15 protein-coding genes and 2 pseudogenes are annotated in these 18,034 nt (G+C 69.6%); 10 read left to right on the forward strand and 7 right to left on the reverse strand.

Annotated elements, in window-relative coordinates:
* The first annotated feature begins 23 nt into the window (after positions 1-23).
* Positions 24-845, forward strand: coding sequence for a GNAT family N-acetyltransferase (locus tag ACHMXA_RS25875; RefSeq protein ID WP_395316867.1), 822 nt, complete (start codon positions 24-26; stop codon positions 843-845).
* A 137-nt stretch (positions 846-982) separates the two neighbouring features.
* Positions 983-2,575 (forward strand): diguanylate cyclase domain-containing protein, encoded by a 1,593-nt coding sequence (locus ACHMXA_RS25880; protein WP_395316868.1) that lies wholly within the window; start codon positions 983-985, stop codon positions 2,573-2,575.
* 34 nt (positions 2,576-2,609) lie between these two features.
* Here the strand turns inward: ACHMXA_RS25880 and ACHMXA_RS25885 are convergent, their stop codons facing one another.
* Positions 2,610-3,488: a LysR substrate-binding domain-containing protein gene (locus tag ACHMXA_RS25885; RefSeq protein WP_395316869.1), complete on the reverse strand. Its 879-nt coding sequence runs from the start codon at positions 3,486-3,488 to the stop codon at positions 2,610-2,612.
* 106 nt (positions 3,489-3,594) lie between these two features.
* Between ACHMXA_RS25885 and ACHMXA_RS25890 the strand changes: the two genes are divergently transcribed.
* The 4 genes from ACHMXA_RS25890 (at position 3,595) to metC (ending at position 8,181) form a co-directional block, all read left to right on the forward strand.
* On the forward strand, positions 3,595-4,185 hold the full coding sequence (locus tag ACHMXA_RS25890; protein ID WP_395316870.1) for a hypothetical protein: 591 nt from the start codon (positions 3,595-3,597) through the stop codon (positions 4,183-4,185).
* A gap of 87 nt (positions 4,186-4,272) precedes the next feature.
* The gene (locus ACHMXA_RS25895; protein WP_395316871.1) at positions 4,273-5,856 is read left to right on the forward strand and encodes a rhodanese-like domain-containing protein; all 1,584 of its coding nucleotides are present in this window, start codon (positions 4,273-4,275) and stop codon (positions 5,854-5,856) included.
* 60 nt (positions 5,857-5,916) lie between these two features.
* Positions 5,917-6,927 (forward strand): Bug family tripartite tricarboxylate transporter substrate binding protein, encoded by a 1,011-nt coding sequence (locus tag ACHMXA_RS25900; RefSeq protein WP_395316872.1) that lies wholly within the window; start codon positions 5,917-5,919, stop codon positions 6,925-6,927.
* A gap of 45 nt (positions 6,928-6,972) precedes the next feature.
* Complete coding sequence (metC, locus tag ACHMXA_RS25905; RefSeq protein WP_395316873.1) at positions 6,973-8,181, forward strand: cystathionine beta-lyase; 1,209 nt, start codon at positions 6,973-6,975, stop codon at positions 8,179-8,181.
* A gap of 34 nt (positions 8,182-8,215) precedes the next feature.
* Here the strand turns inward: metC and ACHMXA_RS25910 are convergent, their stop codons facing one another.
* From ACHMXA_RS25910 to ACHMXA_RS25935, 6 genes and pseudogenes are all read right to left on the reverse strand, one after another.
* Complete coding sequence (locus ACHMXA_RS25910; RefSeq protein WP_395316874.1) at positions 8,216-8,833, reverse strand: phosphoribosyltransferase; 618 nt, start codon at positions 8,831-8,833, stop codon at positions 8,216-8,218.
* A 98-nt stretch (positions 8,834-8,931) separates the two neighbouring features.
* Positions 8,932-9,360, reverse strand: a complete 429-nt coding sequence (locus tag ACHMXA_RS25915) for a sel1 repeat family protein (protein ID WP_395316875.1) — start codon at positions 9,358-9,360, stop codon at positions 8,932-8,934.
* Between the two features lie 120 nt (positions 9,361-9,480).
* Positions 9,481-11,651: pseudogene (locus tag ACHMXA_RS25920) on the reverse strand (TonB-dependent receptor).
* 254 nt (positions 11,652-11,905) lie between these two features.
* The gene (locus tag ACHMXA_RS25925; protein WP_395316876.1) at positions 11,906-12,709 is read right to left on the reverse strand and encodes a class I SAM-dependent methyltransferase; all 804 of its coding nucleotides are present in this window, start codon (positions 12,707-12,709) and stop codon (positions 11,906-11,908) included.
* A 126-nt stretch (positions 12,710-12,835) separates the two neighbouring features.
* Entirely contained in the window at positions 12,836-13,042 is a 207-nt protein-coding gene (locus ACHMXA_RS25930) for a YbdD/YjiX family protein (protein ID WP_093058085.1), read from the reverse strand.
* Positions 13,043-13,046: 4 nt separating this feature from the next.
* Positions 13,047-15,123 (reverse strand): annotated as a pseudogene (locus tag ACHMXA_RS25935) (carbon starvation CstA family protein).
* 219 nt (positions 15,124-15,342) lie between these two features.
* Here ACHMXA_RS25935 and ACHMXA_RS25940 point away from each other — a divergent pair.
* The 4 genes from ACHMXA_RS25940 to ACHMXA_RS25955 are packed head-to-tail and all read left to right on the forward strand — an operon-like array spanning position 15,343 to position 18,003.
* Positions 15,343-15,750, forward strand: a complete 408-nt coding sequence (locus ACHMXA_RS25940) for a type IV pilin protein (RefSeq protein WP_395316877.1) — start codon at positions 15,343-15,345, stop codon at positions 15,748-15,750.
* On the forward strand, positions 15,744-16,301 hold the full coding sequence (gene pilV, locus ACHMXA_RS25945; protein WP_395316878.1) for a type IV pilus modification protein PilV: 558 nt from the start codon (positions 15,744-15,746) through the stop codon (positions 16,299-16,301). The genes ACHMXA_RS25940 and pilV overlap by 7 nt, the downstream gene beginning before the upstream one ends.
* Positions 16,298-17,434, forward strand: coding sequence for a PilW family protein (locus ACHMXA_RS25950; protein ID WP_395316879.1), 1,137 nt, complete (start codon positions 16,298-16,300; stop codon positions 17,432-17,434). Before pilV ends, ACHMXA_RS25950 begins: the two co-directional genes overlap by 4 nt.
* Entirely contained in the window at positions 17,431-18,003 is a 573-nt protein-coding gene (locus ACHMXA_RS25955; RefSeq protein ID WP_176662872.1) for a hypothetical protein, read from the forward strand. The genes ACHMXA_RS25950 and ACHMXA_RS25955 overlap by 4 nt, the downstream gene beginning before the upstream one ends.
* Positions 18,004-18,034: the final 31 nt, after the last annotated feature.

Consider the following 18,034-nt stretch of genomic DNA (forward strand, 5'->3'; position numbering starts at 1 on the left):
TCCAACCGAGTCATCGCACGCACATGGACATCACCGCCCCGCACGCCTTGCCCCACCGTTCGCTCACGGCTCTCGCGGCCGAGGCGCCCGTCCTGGAAACCCGCTGGGCCGATTGCGAGGAGGACGTGCGCGACGCGCAGCGCCTGCGCTTCCGCGTGTTCGCGCAGGAGATGGGCGCCCGGCTGACGCCGCCCGAGGGCACGCCGCCCGGGCTGGACGCGGACCGCTTCGACGCCTTCTGCGACCACCTGCTGGTGCGTGCCGTCGATCCGGTGCACGGCCCCGGCCCGCTCATCGGCACCTACCGCGTGCTCACGCCGCAGGCGGCGCGCCGCGCTGGCGGCTTCTACACCGACACCGAGTTCGACCTGGCGCCGCTCGCCCCGCTGCGGGCCAGCGCGCTGGAGCTGGGCCGCTCGTGCGTGGACGCCGACTGGCGCTCGGGCAGCGTGATCATGGCGCTGTGGACCGCGCTCGGGCAGTACATGGTCGACCACGCGCTCGACACCATGATCGGCTGCGCCAGCATCGGGCTGGACGACCAGGGCACGGCCGCGGCGCGGCTGTGGCACCGGCTGTGCCGCACCCACCTGGTGGAGGCGCGCTGGCGCGTGGAGCCGCGCATCGCGCTGCCGCTGGACGCGGAGCCCGACACCGATGCAGACACCGACCTGCCCGCGCCCGCCACGCCGCCGCTCATCAAGGGCTACCTGCGCTGCGGCGCGCGCCTGCTCGGGCCACCCGCGCTCGACGTGGCCTTCAACACCGCCGACCTGCCCCTGATGCTGCGCGTGGACGAGGTTTCGCCGCGCTATCGGCAGCATTTCTTCGGCATTCCGGCGTGAATACGGGCACCTGAGCGGCAGCGCGGCAACGACGCGCGGGAGGGCGCGAGGGACGGCACGCGAAACGGCGCCGAACGGGCAGCAGGAGCGCTTCGGATACAGTCCCGCACCACCCCGCTTCAAGACCTGCCGCCAGCGTGACCTTCCGAAAATCCGTCAACAGTCTGGTTTTCCGTCTTCTCGTCATGGGCCTGGCGATGGCGCTCGTGGGCACCGCGGCCAGCTACATCCAGCTCAGCCGCTTCCTGCGGGAGGAACTGACGAAGTCGGTGGCGACGCAGCAGACGGCGCTGGCCGCCTACGTGGCCCGCGACGTCGACAACTACATCGTCGAGCGGCTGTCCTTCCTGGAGCGCCTGGCGCTCGCCCTGCCGCCCGAGCTCCTGTCGCAGCCCCGGCAACTGCATGCGTGGCTGGCGGAGCGCGGCGCGCTCAGCGACCTCTTCCCGCTGGGCCTGGCGCTCGCCGAGGTGGACGGCAAGCGGCTCGACGACACCGGGCAGATCTCGACGGACACTCCGGAATTCGCCGAGGCATCCGCCGGGCGGCGCGCCGTCGGGCGGCCCCGCGCCACGGCCTCGCAGCATTCGGCCCTGCCCATGGGCGTGCCCGTGCGCAACGCCGCCGGCCAGGTCACGGCGGTGCTGCTCGGCATGGCGGACCTCACGGCCGACGGCCTGCTCGACCACCTTCAGGAAGGGCGCGTGGGCCGCAACGGCGGCATCCTGGTGATCTCGCCGCGCGACCGCCTGTTCGTCGCCTCGACGGATGTCTCGATGTCCCTCAAGCCGACGCCCGCCGACGGGGTGAACCTGCTGCACGACCGCGCGATGGCCGGCTTTCGCGGCAGCGGCACGACGCGCAACGCCAGGGGCATCGACGAGATATCCGCCATCGCATCGGTGCCCAGCGCGGGCTGGTTCGTGGTGGCGCGGCTGCCGGTCTCGGAAGCGCTGGCCCCGGTGGCGCGCATGCAGACCTTCATCCTGCAGCAGCGCGCGCCCGCAGTGACCGCGGTGCTGATCGTTATCGGCCTGATCATGGCCTGGCTGTTGCGGCCGCTCTTCCGCGCCGCCGACCAGGCCGACCGCATGACGCGCGGCGAACTCGCGCTGGCGCCGCTGCGGGTGGTGCGCGACGACGAGATCGGGCACCTGACGCAGGCCTTCAACCGCCTGCTGGCCAAGCTTGTCGACAACCAGGAGGCGCTGGCCCACCTCGCCCACCACGACGCGCTGACCGGCCTGCCCAACCGCCAGCTGCTGCGCGACCGGCTGCAGCAGGCGCTGGCCCACGCCGGGCGGCACGGGCACGAGGTGGCCGTGCTCTACCTGGACCTTGACGGATTCAAGAGCCTCAACGACACCTTCGGCCACGAGGCGGGCGACAAGGCCCTGCGGGAAATCGCCCGCCGCCTGCAATGCCTGGTGCGGCAGACGGACACCGTCGCGCGCATCGGCGGCGACGAATTCGTGCTGGTCGCCACCGGCCTCAAGGCGCCCGCGGAACAGGGCGCACAGGTGCTGGCGCAGCGATGCGTCGACGCCATCGCCGAGCCGCTGCCGCAGGAGCTGGCGGGCATGGCCATCGGCGCGTCGATCGGCATCGCCCTGGGCAACGGAAGCGAAACGCCGCAGGACCTGCTCGCCGCGGCCGACAAGGCGATGTACCGGGCCAAGCAGGGCGGGCGCGGCAGCTACGCGATGACGGGCGCCGCGACCGGTACATAGCGGGCCCGGGGCCGCGCTCCCTTTTCCTTCTTCGCTATGCCGGCATGTCCGTGCGCGGCAGCCGCAGGTGTTTCTTCAGCGTCTCGAACACCTGACGGGTGACCGGGTTCACCACGTGGCTGCGCACGTAGAGGTAGTAGGCCAGGTCGGGCAGCCTCGGCATGCCGTCGCCCGCGCCCAGCACGCGCAGGCCGGCATCGAGCTGCTCCACGCCGCGCGCCGTCACGCCGAGCCCGGCGCGCAGCGCGGCCTTGATGCCGATCAGGCTCGACGAGGTGTAGCGCGGCGTCCAGGCCACGCCCGCCGTGTCCAGCGCCTCGTGGCCGATGCGGCGGAAGATGCTGGGCCCGTCGGCCATGATGAGCGGCACCGGCTTGGTCGGATCGTGCACGTAGCTCGCGGCGCACAGCCACACGGTGGGCGAGTTGCGCAGCACCACGCCCTCGAACTGCGACTGCGCGTCGGCGCGGTTGGAGATGATCATGTCGACCTCGCCGCTCTTGAGGGAGGTCATCAGGTAGGGGCTGCGGCCGATGTGGATGTCGAGCTGCAGCAGCGGCGAGGTGCGCGCCACCTCGGCCAGCAGCAGCGGCAGCATGGTTTCGGCCACGTCGTGCGGCGCGCCGATGCGCAGGTTGCCTTCGAGCTGCCCCTGCCGCAGGCTACGCAGCGCCTCGTCGTTCAGCGCCAGCATGTGGTGCGCGTAGCTGAGCAGCCTCTCGCCGTGCTCCGTCAGCCGCTTCTGCCGCCCCTGCTTGACGAACAGCGGATGGCCGATCTGCTCTTCCAGCCGCTGCATCTGCTGCGTGATGGCCGACTGCGTGCGCCCCAGGTGTACCGCCGCGGCCGCGAAGCTGTGGAGGCTGACGACGGCCGCGAAGGAGCGCAGCAATTCGAGATCGAGCGTGGGCATGCATCAATTTTATTAATGTGTTTACTGCGCTGGCTGGATTGTTGCGTCACGCCCCCGTCACTACAGTGGATGCACACCAAACAGGCAACCCCACTGGAGAAACCGCATGAGCACCCCATCCGAGCAACGCAGCCGGGCCGTCGAGGCGTCCATCGCCGAGATGAAGAAAGCCATCGGCGGCGCTGAAGCCACCCGCGAGAAGCTCGACGTGGTGCTCGAGTCGCTGCAAGGCCTGGCCGCGCACACCGAGTACTGGGGCGCCGCCGACTTCCCACCGCCGGAGGCCGGCGAGCACCAGGCCCGCTACCTGATCGCCGAAGACCCCGACCAGAGCTATGCGCTCTACCTGAACGTGATGCGCCCGGGCAAGAAGATCGTGCCGCACAACCACACGACCTGGGCCTGCATCGCGGCGGTGGAAGGCACCGAGCACAACCGCGTGTACGAGCGCACCGACGACGGCAGCGCGCCGGGCGTGGGCAGGCTGAAGCAGACGGAGCTGGTCGTCGTCGCGCCGGGCAAGGGCATCGCGCTGATGCCCGAGGACATCCACTCGGTCGAGATCCAGGGCGAACAGGTCATCCGCCACCTGCACATGTACGGCCGCGCGCTGGAGACGCTGAACAGCCGCACCGCCTACGACCTGGAAGCCGGCACGTACCAGACCATGGGCATCGGCGTGCAGACGCGCCGCTAGCCGCTCTTACTTTCACCCTTTCCCGTTCTTCATGCGGGCCGCGCTGGCGGCCTCGCAGGACTTCGTTCGTCCCAACGACTCGCTCTCATGACTCTCTTCATCGATCCGAAGACCCTCAAATCCTGGCTGCACGACGGCGGCGAGATCGCATTGCTCGACGTGCGCGAGCACGGCCAGTACGGCGAGGCCCACCTGTTCTACGGCATTCCCCTGCCCTTCAGCCGCCTGGAGATCGACGCGCCGCGCCTGGTGCCGCGCCGCGGCGTGCGCACCGCGGTCTACGACGAAGGCGACGGCAGCGAGGTCGCCGAGCGCGCCGCGGCACGGCTCTCGGCTCTGGGCTACACCGACGTGCACGTTCTGCGGGGCGGCGCCCGCGCATGGAAGGCGGCCGGCTACGTGCTCTTCGCGGGCGTGAACCTGCCCTCGAAGACCTTCGGCGAGCTGGCCGAGGAGGTCTATCACACGCCCCGCGTCAGCGCCGACCAGCTGGCCGACATGCTGGCGCGCAAGGACAAGGTGGTGGTGCTCGACGGCCGCCCCGCCAGCGAGTTCCGCAAGATGAACATCCCCGGCGCCACCTGCTGCCCCAACGGCGAGCTGGCCTACCGCGTGCGCCGGCTGGTGCCCGACACCACCACGCCCATCGTCATCAACTGCGCGGGCCGCACGCGCAGCATCATCGGCGCGCAGACGCTCATCAACCTCGGCCTGCCCAACCCGGTGTATGCGCTGGAGAACGGCACACAGGGCTGGTACCTCAACGACCACGAGCTGGAGCACGGCGGCACGCAGCGCTATGCCGACGACAGCGGCAACACCGACCTACGCCCCGCCGCGAAGGCACTGGCCGCGCGCTTCGACGTGCCCACCGTGAACGCGCAGACCGTGCGCCAGTGGGCCGACGATGCGAGCCGCAGCCTCTTCCTGTGCGACGTGCGCACGCCGGAGGAATTCGCGGCCGGCAGCCTGCCTGGCGCGCAGCACACGCCGGGCGGCCAGCTGATGCAGGCCGGCGACCAGTACTTCGGCGTGCGCGGCGCGCGGCTGGTGCTGTTCGACAACGACGGCGTGCGCGCGCCCACCGTCGCGAGCTGGCTGCGGCAGATGGGGCACGACGCGAGCGTGCTCGAAGGCGGGCTGGCGAGCGGGCTCGCTCTCACGCCGGCTGAAACGCCTGCTGCGCCCGTGCTCGGCACCATCGATGCGAAGACGCTCGCCGCGCGCATCGAGCGCAACGACGTGGCGGTGGTCGACCTGCGCGGCAGCATGCAGTTTCGCGCTGGCCACATCGCGCAGGCGCGCTGGTCGATCCGCCCGCGCCTCGCCGCCGACCTGAAGGGCGAAGCGCGCCAGATCGTGCTGGTGGCCGACGAAGCCGCGCTTGCCGCATGGGCTGCCGCCTCCGAACTCGCCAGCGTCTCGCCCGCGCCACTGCTGCTGTCCGGCAGCATGGCCGCATGGAGCGCCGCCGGCCTGCCGGTGGAAGCAACACCCGCGCTGCCCGCCGACGCGGACTGCATCGACTACCTGTTCTTCGTGCACGACCGTCACGACGGCAACAAGGAGGCCGCGCGCCGCTACCTCGCATGGGAGACCGGCCTCGTCGCGCAGCTCGACGCGCAGGAGCGCGCCGCCTTCCGGCTGCCAGGCACTGCATCGCACGCCTGAGCCACCACCCGTTTCGCTTTCCGTTCGTCCTTGTCAGTTCCCAGCCCCAGGAGTTCCGTCATGCCGTTCGCCAGCCGCATCCCGCACATCGCTCGTATCGCCGTCGCAGCCGCCTGGCTCTCCGCGCTCGCGCTGCAACCCGCCACCGCCGACCCGATGGCGCCGCGCAACGGCTTTCCGTCGCAGACGGTGAAGTTCATCTCGCCCTTCCCGCCGGGCGGCGGCAACGACGCGACGGCGCGCCTGGTCACCACCAAGCTGCCGGAGGTCATGGGACAGCCCGCGCTGGTCGACAACCGCGGCGGCGCGGGCGGCAACATCGGCGCCAAGGCGGTGGCCGACGCGAAGCCCGACGGCTACACCGTGCTGACCTCGCAGGTGTCGATCATGGCCGTGAACCCGTCGCTGTATGCGTCGCCGGGTTTCGATCCGATCAAGAACTTCGTTCCCATCACGCAGATCAACGCCGCGCCGCTCGCGCTGGTGGTGGAGGCGAACTCGCCGATCAAGAGCTTCGCCGACCTCGCCGCCAAGGCCAAGGCGAGCCCCGGCAAGGTGACCTATGCGACGCCGGGCAACGGCACGCTCTCGCACCTGGTGGGCGTGGTGCTCGCGAAGGACAACGGCGTGGAGATGACGCACGTACCCTACAAGGGCGCCGGCCCCGCGCTGACCGACCTGATCGGCGGGCAGGTCGACGTGATGGTCACATCCACCGCCTCGGTGGCCGGCTTCGTGCAGAACGGCAAGCTGCGCGTGCTGGCCGTGACCAGCCCGCGCCGCATCGGCGTGTTCGCCAAGGTGCCCACACTGGAAGAGCTGGGCTACAAGGGCGCACGCTTCGAGGACTGGTATGGTTTCTTCGCCCCCGCCGGCACGCCGCCCGAGCGCATCGCCTTCCTGAACGAAGCCATCGTTCGCACCCTGCACCTGCCCGAGGTGAGCAAGCTCGTCACCGACGGCGGCAGCGAGGTGGTGGCCAGCACGCCCGAGGCCTTCGCGGCGCAGCTGAAGCAGGACATCGAGCGCTGGTCGCGCATCGTCAAGCTTTCCGGTGCGCGCGCCGACTGATTGAAGCAACATAGCGGCCCGACCTCCCTTCGCCTCCACCTCACCATGTCCGACTCGCACAACGCTCCCGCCGACCTGAAGCTCGACACCCGGCTCACCCGCACCGGCAAGACCGCGTCGTACGCCGGCGGATCGCCCGTCAACGTGCCCCTGGTGCGCGCAAGCACCGTGCTGTTCGACAGCGTGGGCGCGATGCGCGATGCACGCACGCGGCGCGACGAAGAGCGCATCTTCAGTTACGGCGCGCGCGGCACGCCCACAGCCTTCGCGCTGGAAGACGCGGTGAGCGAGCTCGAAGGCGCCTACCGCACGCGGCTCTTTCCGACCGGCCTCGCGGCCATCGGCATGGTGCTGCTGTCGTACCTGAAGCCGGGCGAACACGTGCTCATGTCGGACAGCGTGTACGAGCCCACGCGCAACCTGGTGCATTCCTTCCTGGAGCCGTACGGCATCCGCAGCACCTTCTTCGCGGCGGACGGCAGCGGCATCGAGGAACTGTTCGAGCCGAACACGCGGCTCGTGTACGCCGAATGCCCCGGCTCGCTGGTCTACGAGATGTGCGACCTGCCCAGGCTCGCCGAACTGGCGCACGCGCGCGGCGCGCTGCTCGCGGCCGACAACACCTGGGGCTCCGGCGTCCAGTACCAGCCTCTCGCGCTGGGCGCCGACATCTCGACGATGGCGGCGACCAAGTACCTCTCGGGCCACTCCGACGTGATGATGGGCACCGTCGCCACCACCGAGGCCGCATGGCGCCCCCTCAACGAACGCTGCGACGCCTTCGGCATGACCGTCAGCCCCGACGATGCATGGCTGGTGCTGCGTGGCATGCGCACGCTTTCGGCGAGGCTGCAGATGCATGAGCGGCATGCGCTCGAAGTGGCGCACTGGCTGCAGGAGCGGCCCGAAGTGGCGACCGTGTTCTGCCCCGCGCTGCCGCAGCACCCGGGGCATGAGATCTGGAAGCGCGATTGCAGCGGCACGAACGGGCTGCTGTCGATCGAGCTGCAGCCGGGCGTCGAGAACGCGGCGGTCGAGCGCTTCGTCGATGCGCTCAGGCTCTTCGGTCGCGGCTCCTCATGGGGCGGCTACGAGAGCCTCGTGGCCTGGACCAACATGCGCGCCGCGCGCAGCGTCACGGACTGGAGCAAGCGCGGGGCGGTGGTGCGACTGCACGTCGGGCTGGAGGCGCCGGCGGATCTGATTGGGGATCTTGAAAGCGGGTTCGATGCGATGAGCGCAGCGTCGCAGTAGCCCTGCCCGCACAGGTAGCGCTCTGGAGAAAGTGTCAGCGCCACTGCGCCAATATCTCGCGCACTTCCTCGTCGGTCGTCGCTCCGAACGACCGGTACCAGTTGCCGACCGCGACGAAGGGCTCGGGCACGTGCATGCACACCACCTCGTCGGCACGGGGCTCCCGGCCCTTCAGCGCATCGCAGGCAGTTGCGCTGCCCACGGGCACGGCCACGACGACCGGCGCGGCACCAAGCGCCCGTGCCGCGATCACCGCCGCGCGCATCGAAAGACCGGTGGCGAGTCCGTCGTCGACCAGCAACGCGGTCATGCCTCGCAGGTCCAGCGGCGCGCAGTGCTCGCGGTACTCGCGTTCGCGCCGCTGCAGTTCGCGCCGCTCCCGCTTCAGGACGCGGGCCATGCCGGGCGCATCCTCACCCGTCACGTGGATGCCGCCGACCGCGATGGCGCCGGCCGCGTACTCCTCATGCCCCGGCAGGCCGAGCTTGCGCACGACCAGCACGTCCAGCGGCAGGTGCAGCGCACGCGCCACTTCGGCCGCCACCGGCACGCCGCCGCGCGGCAGCGCGAGCACCACGCAGCGCTGCGCGTCGCGGTATCGGTCCAGCAACGACGCCAGTTGCCGGCCAGCGTCGGCACGGTCTCTGAACATGGCATGCCCTCTTCGTGCAAGGCCGGGGGCGGCAGTGTCCCCGGCATGCACATTGTGCGACCGGCACCGTCCACGGGATGCCGGCGCGCCCGCCTCGCTCATCCGCAGGCGAGCTTGCCCCCGGGCGCGGTGCGCAGCCTGTTGAGGAAGGTGAGCTGCACCTTCGCCGTCTCGCTGCCCTGCACCGCCGCGCGGCGCATCCATTCGCCGGCTTCGCAACGGTCGGCCTTCACAGCGGTGCCGTAGAGCGCGGGGCCGGTCATCAGCACCATGCCGAGCATCTCCTGCGCCTCGGCATGGCCTTCGACGGCGGCCTGCCGCAGGTGGTCGAGCATCGCGCGGTAGTCGCGCGCGGCCTGCGCCTCGAGGGCGAGCTGGAAGCGCTGCTCGGCCTGCAGGTCGAGCTCGGCACCCGAGGGGCGCGCCGCGCTGATCGCCGCCACCAGCAACAGCGCGCCCGCCAGCAGGACGCGCAGGCGCAGCGACAGGCCGGTCATCTGGTCGAGGTCGAGTTGTTCGGATGGCATCGATGTACTCCACGAATGATGTTGTCGTGAAGGCATCGTCGCGCCGCGGCGCCGAACGGAAAAGCTGGAATTCGCGCAGGCGGACTCAGCCGCAGACTGAGCCCTCAACCGCATCCGGAATCAGAACTTCGCGGTCAGCATCACCTGCAGTTCGCGTCCCGGGCCCGGCATGATCAGGTTGTCCACGCTGCCGTGCGCCGATACGTAGTACTTGCGGTTGGTGATGTTCTTCAGGTTCGCCGAGATCTCGTAGCGCCCGGTCTTGTAGCTCGCAGCCAGGTCGGCCGTGACGTAGGAAGGCAGCGTGACGAGGTTGCTCAGCGACGCATAGCGCGCGGCCACGTAGTTGACGCCGCCTCCGGCGCTCAGGCCGTTGCCCAGGTCCTTCATGAGCCACACGAAGGCCGAGTGCCGCGGCGTGAGCGGCGCGATCTTGCCCTGCACCGGCATCGCCGGGCCGACCGGCAGCTGCAGCGAACTCACCGTGGCCAGCGACTTGGTCATGCGAGCGTCGAGGTACGCATAGCCCGCGCTGATGTCCCAGCGCCCCGGCAGCTTGCCGGCAAGCGCCAGCTCCATGCCGTTGGTGCGCTGCGTGCCGACGTTGATCTGCCGCGCGGGGTTGGTCGGGTCGGTGTTCTTGATGCCCGAGCGCTCCAGGTTGAACACGGCCGCCGTGAGGTTGAGCGCGCCGTCGAGGAAGTCGAGCTTGGCGCCGATCTCCTTGTTCACCGTGATCTCGGGGTCGTTGGCGGTGTTGCCGGCCGACAGCGCGAAGGTCTCGGCAGAGGGCTGGAACGAGCGGCTGTACGACACGTAGTACGACTGGGTTTCGCTCGGCTGCCACACCACGCCCGCGCGCGGGCTGAACTTGCGGTCGGTGCGCGACAGCGGCGCGAGCGTGCGCTCGAAGGAGGTGTCCTGCCCGAACACGTCGTAGCGGCCACCGACCAGCGCCTTCCATTGCGGCGCGAGCGTGATCTGGTTCTGCGCGTAGAGCGCGGCGGTCTTGAAGGTGGAATTGCTCGGGATCGCGCTGGTGGCGGTGTAGCTCGAAAGCGGCAGCGGCGCCGGCACGGCCACCGGGTTCAGGATGCTCACGCGCTCGTAGCCGGTGGCGGAACTCACCGAGTACAGGCGCTTGTCCTGCTGGCCGAACTCGGCGCCGATCAGCCACTCCTGCCTGAAGCCACCCAGCTCGTTGCGCCAGGTCAGGTCGGTCTGGTTGAACCAGCCGCTTTCGTCGCGGTCGACGAAGCCGCGCGTGCGGCCCACGGTGAGGCGCACCGGGTCGGTGGTGCCGCTGGGCAGCGTGTTGAAACGGTCGAGCTTGTAGCTGTAGTAGCGCGTGGTGTTGCGCAGGCTCAGCGCGTCGCTGAAGCGGTGGTTGAGCGTGGCGGTGAACGACTGCACCTTGGTCGTGGTGGTGTCGTCGCGCTTCGCGAAGGCCGAGCCGTAGTAGGTGCCGATGGGCACGTTCACCGGACGGCCGTTGAGCGCCGGAATGCCGAAGTCGGTGAGCCGCTGGTCGTGGGCGTTGGTGTACTGCAGCAGCAGGTCGGTCTGCGGGCTGAACTGATGGCCAGCGAGGGCGCGATGTTGTAGCGGTCGATGAACTGCTGGTCGCGGTAGCTGCCCGATTTCTCGCGCGCCACGTTGAGGCGGAAGGCCATGTTCTCGCCGATGGGCGTGTTGAGGTCGGCGGTGGCCCGCTTGAAGTCGTGCGAGCCCAGGCCGAGCGACACCTCGCCGAAGGGGCGCTCGAAGATCGGCTTCTTGGTCACGCGGTTGACGAGGCCGCCCGACGAGCCGCGGCCGTACAGCACGGCCGCCGGCCCCTTGAGCACTTCGATGCGCTCGGTGTCGGAGAGATCGCGGAAGTACAGTGCGTCGTCGCGCACGCCGTCCACGAACCAGTCGGCGATCGCGGTGAAGCCGCGGATCACGACCTGGTCGCGCTGGCCGTCGCCCGCGTTGAACGACACGCCCGGCGCGTTGCGCAGCGCGTCCTGCATCGAGGTCGCGCCCTGGTCGCGCAGCAGCTGCGCCGGCAGCACGTTGACGGCCTGCGGAACGTCGCGCAGCGGCGCGCTGCCCTTGGTGGCCGTGCTGCCGACGGACGGCGCGTAGCCGACATCCTGCTCGGAGGTGACGGTCACCTCCTTCAGCGTGGCATCGGCATTCTGGGCCTGGGCCGCGCAGTGGGCAGCGGCCAGGGCGGCGACGATCAGGGACGGGTTGCGCAGGCCAAACTGAAGGCGAAGGCGCGGCGCGCGAGAACGGACGGACATGGCAGGAATTCCCTCAAGGCGATTTGTTTTTGAAATCGCGAAGCGCCACGCCGGCGCCTCCGTCGCTTGGACGGGGAAACCGTGTGTGCCCTGCCTTGAATGAATCTGGGTTGGGTGCCTTCGCCGGCCCGCACCGGCACGGTGGCCGGGGCTTCGGGCGAGGGATCGCATCGCGCGACCCGCGGATTCTAAATAAATGCAACGACGTTCCAGGCCGGCCTTCGGGCAGGCTCCTGCCGCCACCGCGGCGCCGCTCAGCGCGCGCGGGCCCGCGTCAGCAGGTAGCTCTGGTGCACCACGTTGTCGACGTAGTACGGCTCGGCGAGCGCGTCGAACTCGGCCCGCAGTGCCGCCAGCTTCTGCGGATCGTCGGCAAGGCCTTCGACCAGCTTGCGCATCGGGCCGACCGAACGCTCCAGGAACAGGCGGAAGTGGCCGATGCTCAGGGCCGGAAAGTGCATGGTGCCGCGGCCGAAGAACGGCGCGTCGAAGTGCTGCCCCAGGCGCTCCGTGACGATCGCCGGGTTGCCCCATTGCGGTGGCGGCGACGCGCCGGCCGGGGGCGGCGGCGAGTTGCGACCGATGAAGGCGAACATGCGGCCCACGAAGTGCTCGGGCGGCCAGGTGGCGAAGGCGATTCGCCCGCCGGGCTTCAGCACGCGGCGCATCTCGGAGATGGCCACCTCGGGACGAGGCGCGAACATGTGGCCGAACTGGCTCAGCACCACATCGAAGGAGGCATCGGCGTACGGCAGGTTTTCGGCGTCGCCTTCGGTCCAGGCGATGTCGCCGTGCCCGGAGATGCCGGCGTTCTCGCGCGCGGCCTCGATCAGTTCGGGCGTCAGGTCAAGCCCCGTGACACGTGCGCCGCGGCGCGCCGCCGTGACGGCCACCACGCCGGTGCCGGTGCCCACGTCCAGCACCGCCTCGCCCTCGGCGATCTGCGCGAAGCCGACGAGATGCCCCGCCACCGGCGTCGTGAACATGGCGGTCGGCGCAAAGGTCGACCACATCTCGCGCTGCCGGTTCTTGAACTCTGCAAAGGGATCCTGCGACATATCACCCTCCATGCCAGCCACCAGGCTGCGGACATGGAGGGGACTCTAGGCCCGGGGGACGGGCCCGTCCATCCCGCGGGGCGGCGCTTCGATCGGAAAGAGCTGTAACGCAATGCCGCGCCGGGCTCAGCAGCAGCGCCCCTTGCCGGCGCCGTAGCGCGCCTCCAGCCGCTCGCGGAAGAAGGCCTCGTAGCTCATCGGCGGCCGGTCGGGGTGGGTGGCCGCCATGTGGGTCAGGTAGGCGTCGTAGTCGGGCAGCCCGACCATGAGCCGCAGCGACTGCTTGAGCGAGCGCGCGAAATAGCGCCCGGCTTCCGGCAATGCGAGGCCCATGGCTTCAGTGGGCGGCCGTCGCGGCGGCGGCGCCCATGGGTTCGAACGGCGTTTCCTGCGTCGTCGGGCGGTTGGCCGCGCGCGCCGCGAAGCAGGCCTTGATGCTGTAGACCAGCACGCTCAGCACCACGAAGATGAAGAGCGCGCACAGCGCGGCGTCGAGACGGTCGTTGAAGACGATGCGCGACATGGCCTCGGGGGTCTTGGCCGGCGCCACCAGCACGCCGTTGGCGATGCCTTCGGTGTACCTGGCCGCGTGCGAGAGGAAGCCGATCTTCGGGTCGGACGAGAAGATCTTCTGCCAGCCCGCCGTGAGCGTGCACGCCAGCAGCCACGCGGCCGGCGCGATCGCCACCCAGGCATAGCGCTCGCGCTTCATGCGGAAGAGCACCACCACGCCCAGCATCAGCGCCACGGCGGCGAGCATCTGGTTGGAAATGCCGAACAGCGGCCACAGCGTGTTGATGCCGCCCAGCGGATCGACCACGCCCTGGTACAGGAAGTAGCCCCAGGCCGCCACGCACAGCGCGGTGGCGACGAGGTTGGCCGGCAGCGAGTCGGTGCGCTTGAGCGCGGGCACGAAGCTGCCCAGCAGGTCCTGCAGCATGAAGCGGCCCGCGCGGGTGCCGGCGTCCACGGCCGTGAGGATGAAGAGCGCCTCGAACAGGATCGCGAAGTGGTACCAGAAGGCCATCATGGCCTGCCCGCCGATCGCCTGGTGAAGGATGTGGGCCATGCCCACGGCCAGCGTCGGCGCGCCGCCGGTACGCCCGAGGATGGTGGTCTCGCCCACGTCCTTGGCGGTCTGAATCAGCATTTCGGGCGTGATCACGAAGCCCCAGCCCGACACCGTGGCCGCCACCTGCTGCGCGGTGGTGCCGACCAGCGCGCCGGGACTGTTCATCGCGAAGTAGATGCCGGGCTCGATGCACGAGGCCGCCACCAGCGCCATCACCGCCACGAACGATTCGGCCAGCATGCCGCCGTAGCCGATGAAGCGCGCGTGGCGCTCGTTGTCGAGCATCTTGGGCGTGGTGCCCGAGGAGATGAGCGCGTGGAAGCCCGAGACGGCGCCGCAGGCGATGGTGATGAACAGGAACGGGAACAGGCTGCCCGACCACACCGGGCCGTTGCCCTGCGCGAACTGCGTGACGGCGGGCATCTGCAGCGTGGGCATCACGAACACGATGCCGATGGCCAGCGCGATGATGGTGCCGATCTTCAGGAAGGTCGAAAAGGTAGTCGCGCGGCGCGAGCAGCAGCCACACCGGCAGGCTGGCGGCGACGAAGCCGTAGCCCACCAGCATCCAGGTGAGCGCCTTGCCGTCGAAGGTGAAGAGCGGCGCCCATTCGGGGCTCTGGCTCACGGCCTGGCCGCCGAAGATGGCGAGCATCAGCAGCACGAAGCCGATCAGCGACACCTCGCCGATGCGCCCCGGGCGGATGTAGCGCAGGTACACGCCCATGAAGAGCGCCACCGGAATCGTCGCGGCCACCGTGAAGGTGCCCCACGGCGATTCGGCCAGCGCCTTCACCACGATCAGCGCCAGCACCGCGAGGATGATGATCATGATCATGAAGGTGCCGAACAGCGCGATCATGCCGGGCACCGGCCCCATCTCCTGCTTGACGAGGTCGCCCAGCGAGCGGCCGTCGCGCCGCGTGGAGATGAACAGCACGATGAAGTCCTGCACCGCGCCGGCGAACACCACGCCGGCCAGCACCCACAGCAGGCCGGGCAGGTAGCCCATCTGCGCCGCCAGCACCGGCCCCACCAGCGGGCCCGCGCCCGCGATGGCCGCGAAGTGGTGGCCGAACAGCACGTTCTTGTCTGTCGGCACGTAGTCCAGGCCGTCGTTGTGGCGGTGCGCCGGCGTCTTGCGGTTGCCATCCAGGCCCAGCACCTTGTCGGCGATGAAGAGGCTGTAGTAGCGGTAGGCGATCAGGTAGGTGCAGATCGCGGCGGCCACCACCCAGAGGGCGTTGACGCTTTCGCCTCGGGTCAGGGCCACGGTGCCCAGCGCGAACGCGCCGATCACGGCCACGACCAGCCACACCAGATGGCGTCGGATGCTGTGCATGCGGATGTCTCCTTGGAATTGAACCCGGGGAGTTTTGCCGGGCAGGGGCGCTGGCGCATCCGTCGGACCGCGCAAGGCAGGCGCGTGGCTTTGCGTAATGGAAAACCCTGGAGCCCTCCGTGGCGGGCACCGCACACCGGAGCTTTCCGGTCCTTGCATTTCCCACAAATGTGATAAATTCACATAATTAACAATGTGAAACATTCCTTTCGAGCCACGATGAACCAGCATTCGCAGGCACGCAGACGCAGCAGCGGCTTCACATTGATCGAGGTCATGGTCACGGTGGCGATCGTGGCTATCCTGGCCGCCATCGCCCTGCCGAGCTACCAGCAGTACGTCATCCGCTCCAAGCGCTCCGCGGCGCAGGCGCAGATGATGGACATCGCCAACCGGCAGCAGCAGTACCTCATCGCCAACCGCAACTACGCCGACAAGGCGGCGCTCACCGCCAGCGGCTACAGCCTGCCCTCCGAGGTCTCGGCGAACTACGGCTACGACGTCACCCTCTCCACCTCCGGCGCGCCGGGCTACACGCTCACCTTCACGCCGACCGGATCGCAATCGGGCGACGGCAACCTCAGCCTCACCAGCGAAGGCGTGAAATCGCCGGCGGGCAAATGGTGACGCGCCGCTCCATCCGCCGCCAGCGCGGCACCACGCTCATCGAGGTGCTGGTCACGCTGCTCGTGCTGGCCATCGGCCTGTTCGGCCTCGTGGGGCTGCAGGCGCGCATGCAGGCCTCCGAGATGGAGTCGTACCAGCGCTCGCAGGCGCTGATCCTGCTGAACGACATGGCCAGCCGCATCGCGACCAACCGGCGCACGGCGGCCAGCTACGTCACCAGCGCGCCGCTGGGTGCCGCCACCACCTGTCCCACCGCCACCGGCACGCGCCAGCAGGTGGACGCCAAGGAATGGTGCAACGCGCTGCAGGGCGCGGCCGAGGTCTACGGCAACAGCAAGCTCGGCACGGTGATCGGCGGACGCGGCTGCGTGGAGGACATGGGCAACAACGAATACCTCGTCACCGTCGCCTGGCAGGGCCTGGGGCCGATCTCCGCCCCGCCCGACGGCGTGGCCTGCGGCAAGGGCCAGTACGACAGCGGCACCACGTGCACGGACGACAAGTGCCGCCGCACCGTGACCACGCTGGTGCGCATCGGGTCGCTTTCATGAACCGCCCACGCGCCCTGCGGCATGGCCAGCGCGGCCTGACGCTGATCGAGCTGATGGTGGCCATCACCATCACGCTCATCGTGGTGGCCGCGCTGCTCGCGCTCTTTCTCAACGTGAGCAACTCCCAGCGCGAGCTGGAGCGGGTCAACCGGCAGATCGAGACCGGACGCCTCAGCACCTTCGTGCTCGAGAACGAGATCTCCCACGCCGGCTTCTGGGAGAACTACATGCCGGAGTTCGACGACCTCACCGTCACCGGCGCTCCCACGCACGTGCCCACCGGCGCGCTGCCCGACCCTTGCCTGCCCTACTCCGCCGCGAACTGGACCGACGACTACAAGCGCCAGCTGCTGGACATTCCGGTGCAGACCTACGACAGCGTGCCCGCCAGCTGCGCCGACCTGCTGAAGAACAAGAAGGCCAACACCGACATCATCGTGGTGCGCCACGCCGAGACCTGCCTGCCCGGCACGCCCAACTGCGATGCCGACACGACCGGCGCGATGTACTTCCAGTCGTCGCTGTGCGGCACGCAGAAGCCGTCGTCCTTCGACCTCTCGACCGCCGGCTTCGGCAACATGTTCCGCAAGGACTGCACCACCCCTTCGCCCAAGCGCAAGCTCGTGGCCGACATCTACTACGTGCGCGACTACGCGGAGACGGTCGGAGACGGCGTGCCCACGCTGGCGCGCTCGCGTTTCGACCTCGCGGGCGGCACGCTGGCGCAGCAGCCGCCCGTGCCGCTGATCGAGGGCGTGGAGGGCTTCCGCGTCGAACTGGGCCTCGACACGCTGAGCAAGACCGGCGCCGCCGTCGACTACACCACGGCCATCGCATGGGCCGATCCCGCGAACAAGTCCACGCCCGCCAACCGCGGCGACGGCAGCCCCGACGGCAACTTCGTGCACTGCGTCGCCAGCCCGGCCTGCACCGCCGACCAGCTCGTCAACGTGGTGGCCGTCAAGCTGCACGTGCTGGCGCGCAGCTCCGAGGCATCGCCGGGCCACACCGACACCCGCACCTACCAATTGGGCGGCGCCACGCTGGGCCCGTTCAACGACCACTACAAGCGCCACGCCTTCTCCACTTCCGTGCGCCTGACCAACGTCACCGGCCGGAGGGAAACGCCATGAACACACGCGCGCCACTCGCCCGCGGCGCCGGCCAGCGCGGCGCCGCGCTGCTCATCGGGATGATCATGCTGCTGCTGATCACCCTGGTGGTCACCGCTGGCTTCAACCTGAGCAACGCCAACCTCAAGGCGGTGGGCAACCTGCAGGCGCGCAACGAGGCGGTGGCCGCCGGCAACCGTGCGATCGAGGAAGTGGCCACCAGCCTGCTGGTGCCCGGCAGCGACGGCAGCCCGACGCTCGCGGCGCCGCAGCAGACCGTGAGCATGGTGGACATCGACAACGACGGCGTCACCGACTACATCGTGACCGTCGCTCCCCCCGTGTGCGTGCGCGCCACCAAGGCGCTGGACACCGGCGGCGGCGGCACCACGGGCCCGGGCGGCATCACCGGCGGCGCCTCCAGCAGCGGCTCGGGACTCTCGACCCTGCCCGACCAATACAACTCGGTGTGGGACATCAGCACCACGGTCACCGATGCCCGCAACACCAACGGCGCCACCACCGCCGTGCGCCAGGGCGTGCGCGCCTTGCTCAACAAGGCGCAGTTCGAGGCGTTCTGCGCTTCCTAGGCATGCCACCCCAAGACAACCCGACGACGAA

It is taken from the genome of Variovorax sp. UC74_104 (assembly GCF_044055375.1).
GTDB lineage: Bacteria > Pseudomonadota > Gammaproteobacteria > Burkholderiales > Burkholderiaceae_C > Variovorax.